Origin of the sequence: Rhizobacter sp. Root1238 (assembly GCF_001425825.1) — a bacterium.
In the GTDB taxonomy this organism is placed as follows: Bacteria; Pseudomonadota; Gammaproteobacteria; order Burkholderiales; family Burkholderiaceae_C; genus Rhizobacter.
Genome location: NZ_LMDM01000006.1, coordinates 145,820 through 152,133 on the forward strand (window position 1 = coordinate 145,820; position 6,314 = coordinate 152,133).

A 6,314-nucleotide genomic window follows, 5' to 3' on the forward strand; every position below is an offset into this window, starting at 1 on the left:
GCCGATCGCGGGGTCGTGTTCAGCCCGCCCGGATCGCAGGCCCCACGTCGACCAGGTGGCGCAACTGGCGCTGCAGCCGGATTTCGCCCGGCCGCTGCAGTTCGTCGCACAGGTCTTCGAGCTGCGACTTCAGCCGGCAGAAGGCCTGCGGTGCCATCAGGCACTGCAGCCCCTGCGGGCACTCCAGGCCGTCGACGAGGCAATCGGCCTTGGCGGCGCAGCCCAGCCGCTCGTCGGCGACGAAGCGGCGGATCAGCGCCATCGCGCCGTCAACGTCGCTGGCCAGCGCCGCGTGCCGGAGCTGCACGGCGATCTCGATGCCGCCGAGAAAGGCCGCGTCGTCGGTGGCTGCCATTGATGCACTCATGCGCGCTCCAGGTCGGAAACACGCTGAGTGGCATCGGGAGGCGTTCCAGTTCCCCGGCGCGCCCCGCCCCGCTGCCTCAGACGTAGCGGTTCAGCAGGTTCTCCATCGCCTCCTGGCGGCCGGACTTCGGCTGCACGTCGGTGTTGCGGTCGAGCACGCGCTGCGCCACCGCATCCAGCGTCAGCTCGCCCTTCAGCACCTGCTGGCCGAACGCGCCCTTCCAGCCGGCGTAGCGCTGCTGCACCGCCGATTCGATCTTGCCGTCCTGGATCATCCGCTCGGCCGCCAGCAGCGCGCGGGCGCACAGGTCCATCGCGCCGACGTGGCCGTGGAACAGGTCTTCGGCATCGATCGACTGGCGCCGCACCTTCGCGTCGAAGTTCAGTCCGCCGCTGGTGAAGCCGCCGGCGCGCTGGATGTGGAACATCGCGAGCGCCATCTCCGGCAGGTTGTTCGGGAACTGGTCGGTGTCCCAGCCGCACTGCATGTCGCCGCGGTTCATGTCGATCGAGCCGAAGATGCCGAGCGCGGCGGCGGTCGCGATCTCGTGCTCGAAGCTGTGGCCCGACAGCGTCGCGTGGTTGGCCTCGATGTTGACCTTCACGTCGTTCTCGAGGCCGTAGGTCTTCAGGAAGCCGTAGACCGTGGCGACGTCGAAGTCGTACTGGTGCTTGGTCGGCTCGCGCGGCTTCGGCTCGATCAGGATCGGCCCCTTCAGCCCGATCTTGTGCTTGTGGTCGACCGCCATCGAAAGCAGCCGGCCCATCTGCTGCAGCTCCGACTTCAGGTCGGTGTTCAGCAGCGTCTCGTAGCCCTCGCGGCCGCCCCACATCACGTAGTTGGCACCGCCCAGCCGCACGGTGGCGTCCATCGCCTCCTTGACCTGCAGCGCCGCCATCGCGAACACCTCGGGGTCGGGGTTGGTCGACGCGCCCGACATGAAGCGCCGGTGCGAGAACAGGTTGGCCGTGCCCCACAGCAGCTTCACGCCGGTGGCCTGCTGCTTCTCGCCGAGCAGGTCGACGGTGCGGCGCAGCCACTCGACGCTCTCGCGCGGCGTGCTGCCTTCAGCGACCACGTCGCGGTCGTGGAAGCAGTAGTACGGGATGCCGAGCTTGCTGAAGAAATCGAACGCGACATCGACCTTCACGCGCGCCTGCTCGAGCGGGTCGGCGATCTGGTGCCACGGGCGCTGGAAGCTGTCGCCGCCGAACGGGTCGCGGCCGTCCCACACGAAGCTGTGCCAGTAGCAGGCGGCGAAACGCAGCTGCTCTTCCATGCGCTTGCCGAGCACGACACGGTCCTTGTCGTACCAACGGAAGGCGAGCGGGTTGTCGCTCTCGGGGCCCTCGTACTTGATCGGCGCGATGCCCTTGAAGAATTCGGTCATGTCATGTCTCCTGGTGAAGGTCAGGCCGCGGCAAAGGCAGTCCGCAGCGTCGGGTACAGCGTCTTGAAACGGTCGTGGCGGGCCAGCAGCGCGTCGCGGCGCGCGGCGGGCTCGGGCAGGTATTCGGTGTTCAGCGCGGGCGAGAGGCACACGTCGGCCTCGCTGCCGCCGGTCGCCAGCCAGGCCAGGCGCGCGGCACCCAGCGCGCCGCCGGCCTCGCCGCCATGCACGGTGCGCACCGGCACGCCATACAGCGTCGCGAACAGCTGCGCCCACAGCGGGCTGCGCGAGCCGCCGCCGACGATCGTCAGCGGGCCGACCTCGGTGCCGGCAGCCTGCAGCGCATGCAGCCCGTCGAGCATGCCGAAGGCAACCCCTTCGAGCACCGACCAGCCGAGGTGCGCCGGCGTGGTGTCGTGCGACAGCCCGAAGAACACGCCGCGCGCCTTCGCATCGTTGTGCGGCGTGCGCTCGCCGCCGAGGTAGGGCAGGAACAGCGGCGCGGCCGCCTGGCCGGCCGCATCGAGCGCGCCGACATCCTTCAGCAGCGCGCCCTCGTCGGCCGCGCCGACCAGCTGGGTGACCCAGCTCAGGCAGCTGGCGGCCGACAGCATCACGCTCATCTGGTGCCAGCGGTTCGGCACCGCATGGCAGAACGCATGCACCGCGGAGGCCGGATTCGCGCGGAAGCGATCGGTCACGACGAACAGCACGCCGCTGGTGCCGAGCGAGATGAAGCCCTCGCCCGGCCGCACCGCGCCGATGCCGACCGCGCTGGCCGCGTTGTCGCCGCCGCCACCGGCCACCGGAATGCCGCGCGGCAGGCCCCAGGCATCGGCGAGCGTGTCGCGCAACTGCCCGGACACCGCGCTGCCTTCGACCAGCCGCGGCATGCGCTGCTCGCTCAGGTTGCTGACGGCCAGCAGCTCGCGCGACCAGCGGCGCTGCGCCACGTCCAGCCACAGCGTGCCGGCCGCGTCCGACATCTCGCTGACCTTCTCGCCGGTCAGCTTCAGGCGCAGCCAGTCCTTCGGCAGCAGCACGCAGCGCGTGCGCTCGAACAGCTTGGGTTCATGGCGCTGCACCCACAGCAGCTTGGGCGACGTGAAGCCGGGCATCGCCAGGTTGCCGGCGATCTCGGGCAGCGCCGGCAGGCGGCGTTGCAGCTCCAGGCACTCCGACGCGGAGCGCACGTCGTTCCACAGGATGGCCGGGCGCAGCACCTGGTCGTCGGCATCGAGCAGCGTCGCGCCGTGCATCTGGCCCGACAGGCCGATGCCGCGCACCCGTGCGAACTCGGCCGGCGCCTGTGCGCGCAGTGCGGCGACCGCCGATTCGGTGGCGGCCCACCAGTCGGCCGGGTCCTGCTCCGACCAGCCCGGGTGCGGACGCGACACCGTCAAGCGCGCGCCGGCGGTGGCGACGATGCGGTGGTCGTCCTGCAGCAGCAGGACCTTGACTTCCGAGGTGCCGAGGTCGATTCCGAGGTACATGGCGAGCGGCGGCGCAAGGCCGTGAGCAGCCCGGGATGGGCAACGCCCGCCACTTTAGTTCATCGGACAAACAAAATACACCACTCGCTTTCCCGAAGGCGAACCGGGCCGCGCCGGTGGCGACAATGCGCCGCATGACACTCACCGGCGACCAGCACCTAGTCAAACGCATCAACCGGATGGCGCTGGTGCGCCTGCTGCGCGAGGAGCCCGGGCTGTCGCGGGCCGATCTGTCGACGCACAGCGGGTTGACCAAGTCGACCATCAGCATCCTCGCGAAGGAGTTGATCGACGAGGGGTGGCTGCTGGAGGAAGAAGCCCAGCACACCGGCAGCCTCGGGCGGCGGCCGAAGCCGCTGCGGCTGAACAGCCAGCGGCTGGCGCTGATCGGCGCCGAGCTCGGCATCGACGCGATCCAGACCGCGGCCGTCACGATCAACGGCGAGGTGATCGAATCGCAGCGCACGCCGCTGCGCTCGCTGGAGCCGCAGCAGGCATGCCACCAGTTGATCGCGCAGGTGCTGGCGCTTGCGGCCGAGGTGAAGGAGCGTCACTACCGGCTGATGGGCATCGGTGTCGGCCTGCCCGGCGCGGTCGACGAACAGGCCGGTGTGCTGAAGTTCGCACCGAACATCGGCTGGCGCGACGTGGAGCTGGGGCGGCGGCTGTCGGGCGAGGCGGCGGCCGCGGGGCTGGCCGACGTGCCGATCTACTACCAGAACGAGGCCGACCTGGCGGCGATCGGCGAGTTCGAGTTCGGCGAGGGGCCGGCCGACGACCCGCTGATCTTCCTGAGCTGCGGCATCGGGGTGGGCGCCGGCATCGTGCTGAACGACCGGCTCTTCAGCGGCGCGAGCGGCCTGGCCGGCGAGGTCGGGCACACGATCCTGCAGATGGGCGGGCCGATGTGCTCCTGCGGCCGGCGCGGCTGTGCCGAGGCCTTGATCGGTGCACGGCACATCGCGACGCCCGAAGACGCGGCGCGCGCCGGGGCCTACCTCGGCGTGCTGATCCAGAACGTGTGGATGACCTTCAATCCGACGGTGATCGTGCTCGGCGGCGAGACGGTCGAGCGCGGTGCGGAGTTCCTCGACCCCGCGCTGTCGGCGGTGCAGCAGTTCGCGACCGAGGCCGGCATCGCGGCGCCGCAGATCCGCATCGCGCGGTATGGGTCACTGGCGACCGCCGTCGGTGGTGCGGCCTATGTGCTGCACTGCATGCTGCGGCCGATCTATGGCTGATCCCGGATTGGCATCCGGGCTGCGAAGCCGGTAGCCCGGATGCCAATCCGGGACCTTGCCGTTCAGGCGTGCAGCTTGTCCCAATACGAGGCGGCCTTGCCGACCCAGCTGCAATAGTGCGGATCGTTCAGCGCATAGAACGGGATGCCGCGCGAGACGAATTTCTCGACCTCGTTGCCCAGCGAACGATCGCCGGCCGGCAGCCGCTCGACCTCGACCTCCAGCGCGTGCAGCGCGATCGCGCGCTGCATCGGGTTGGGTGCCATCAGGTGGCGGCGCAGGGTCTGCGAGTCGACGACAGAGGTTTCGAGGTCCATTCAAGGCTCCAACAACATTCGGAAGAGGTTCGTGCAAATTCGGCCGTTTTCGAGCCGGCTTGAGGAACCCCGCGTGCTCAAGTGCGCAGAAGTCTTCCATGTGCGCCGGTTACGTGACCGTGTTGCGGGTAACAGCGTGTTGAAGCCCGCTCGGGTGCGACGCAGTTCACGGTCCGGCATCCTCAACCTGGGGGATGGATGCACTGTCACGCGTCCGATGTATCGTCGCGCCCTCGCAGTAACCAACGGCTTTTCCGAAGTGACCACCTCCCGCCTTCGCCTCGCCGCCCTCGCCGGGCTGATTTCGCTCCTCCCCTTGTTCGCCACGACCGCCTCGGCGCAGGTACGCGGCATCGGCGCCTCGTTCCCGTCGAAGGTCTACGAGCGCTGGGCCAGGACGTATGAGCAGCAGACCGCCGGCACCGCCGTCAGCTACAAGGCCACCGGCTCGGGCGACGGCGTGAAGCAGATCAGCGCGCGTGCCGTCGACTTCGGCGGCAGCGACACGCCGCTGCCCGCCGACGAGCTGACGAAGCGCAAGCTGGTGCAGGTGCCGATGCTGATCGGCGGCATCGTGCCGGTGGTGAAGCTGCCGGGCATCGGCGCGAACAGGCTGCAGCTGTCCGGCGATGTGCTGGCCGATGTCATGGCCGCGCGCATCGCGAAGTGGAACGATCCGCGCATCGCGGCGCAGAACCCGGGCGTCGCGCTGCCGGCGCTGCGCATCCTGCGCATCGTGCGTGCGGATCGTTCCGGCACCACCGAAGGCTTCACGCGCTACCTGTCGGAGGTGTCGCCGGCTTTCAAGACCGAGATCGGCGCGGGGCAGGCGCCGAAGTGGCCGGGCCAGGTCGTCACCGCCGAAGGCAATGACGGGATGGTGAAGGCGCTCGTGGAGACCGACGGCGGCATCGCCTACGTCAGCTACGACCGCGTCGTGAAGGACGAGCTCGCGGGGGTGCGGCTGGTCAACGGCTCGGGTGTCGCGGTGGCGGCGTCGGAAGCGGGCTTTCGCGCGGCGATCCTCGACAGCGATGTCTCGCGCGCCGGCAACGACCTGGCGTCGCTGATGAACCGGCCGGCCAGCGGCGCGTGGCCGATCACGCAGACGAGCTTCGTGCTGTTCGACGCCGAGCCGGCCGATGCCGAGCGCGCCGCGCAGGGCATGCGCTTCCTGTACTGGTGCCTGATGCACGGCGACGACCTGACGCGCGGCACCGGCTTCGCGCCGCTGCCGGTGAACCTGCAGGCTCGGCTGACGGCGCGCTTCGCGGGTGTGCGTGCGAAGGATGGGCGGGCGCCTCAGTACATGAATTTCTGATCTCGTTGCGTCGCGGCGGGTGGGGGATGGGCTGGGGGGCTCATGCCGGGGCGGTCGGCCTGGCGGCCGACTCCACGAAGAAGATCGGCTTTGGGGATGCGCCGGCAAACTCCCTCCGCTCACTGCGTTCGCTGTGGTCAAACAGTGCCGGCGAGTCAGTCCACGAAGCGCGCTGGCGCGCGCCA

General features: G+C 69.7%; 6 protein-coding genes. 2 read left to right on the forward strand and 4 right to left on the reverse strand.

What is annotated here, in order from left to right; genetic code table 11:
- Positions 1-19: 19 nt before the first annotated feature.
- The 3 genes from ASC98_RS07230 to xylB form a co-directional block, all read right to left on the reverse strand.
- Complete coding sequence (locus tag ASC98_RS07230) at positions 20-355, reverse strand: hypothetical protein (protein WP_056814125.1); 336 nt, start codon at positions 353-355, stop codon at positions 20-22.
- 88 nt (positions 356-443) lie between these two features.
- Positions 444-1,757, reverse strand: coding sequence for a xylose isomerase (gene xylA / locus ASC98_RS07235; protein WP_056814124.1), 1,314 nt, complete (start codon positions 1,755-1,757; stop codon positions 444-446).
- A 20-nt stretch (positions 1,758-1,777) separates the two neighbouring features.
- Complete coding sequence (xylB, locus tag ASC98_RS07240; protein ID WP_056814120.1) at positions 1,778-3,250, reverse strand: xylulokinase; 1,473 nt, start codon at positions 3,248-3,250, stop codon at positions 1,778-1,780.
- A gap of 134 nt (positions 3,251-3,384) precedes the next feature.
- Here xylB and ASC98_RS07245 point away from each other — a divergent pair, with 134 nt between their 5' ends.
- Positions 3,385-4,491 (forward strand): ROK family transcriptional regulator, encoded by a 1,107-nt coding sequence (locus ASC98_RS07245; RefSeq protein ID WP_056814791.1) that lies wholly within the window; start codon positions 3,385-3,387, stop codon positions 4,489-4,491.
- A 62-nt stretch (positions 4,492-4,553) separates the two neighbouring features.
- Here ASC98_RS07245 and ASC98_RS31035 read toward each other — a convergent pair whose 3' ends face one another.
- Entirely contained in the window at positions 4,554-4,808 is a 255-nt protein-coding gene (locus ASC98_RS31035; protein ID WP_047506047.1) for a hypothetical protein, read from the reverse strand.
- Between the two features lie 316 nt (positions 4,809-5,124).
- Here ASC98_RS31035 and pstS point away from each other — a divergent pair, with 316 nt between their 5' ends.
- Positions 5,125-6,129, forward strand: a complete 1,005-nt coding sequence (gene pstS / locus ASC98_RS07255; protein ID WP_056814118.1) for a phosphate ABC transporter substrate-binding protein PstS — start codon at positions 5,125-5,127, stop codon at positions 6,127-6,129.
- The last annotated feature ends 185 nt before the right edge of the window (positions 6,130-6,314 follow it).

Bases quoted from the DNA above. Each gene is read 5' to 3' on its own strand.
- xylA (WP_056814124.1), bottom strand. From the start codon at position 1,757: ATGACCGAATTCTTCAAGGGCATCGCGCCGATCAAGTACGAGGGCCCC.
- ASC98_RS07230 (WP_056814125.1), bottom strand. From the start codon at position 355: ATGGCAGCCACCGACGACGCGGCCTTTCTCGGCGGCATCGAGATCGCC.
- ASC98_RS07245 (WP_056814791.1), top strand. From the start codon at position 3,385: ATGACACTCACCGGCGACCAGCACCTAGTCAAACGCATCAACCGGATG.
- ASC98_RS31035 (WP_047506047.1), bottom strand. From the start codon at position 4,808: ATGGACCTCGAAACCTCTGTCGTCGACTCGCAGACCCTGCGCCGCCAC.
- xylB (WP_056814120.1), bottom strand. From the start codon at position 3,250: ATGTACCTCGGAATCGACCTCGGCACCTCGGAAGTCAAGGTCCTGCTG.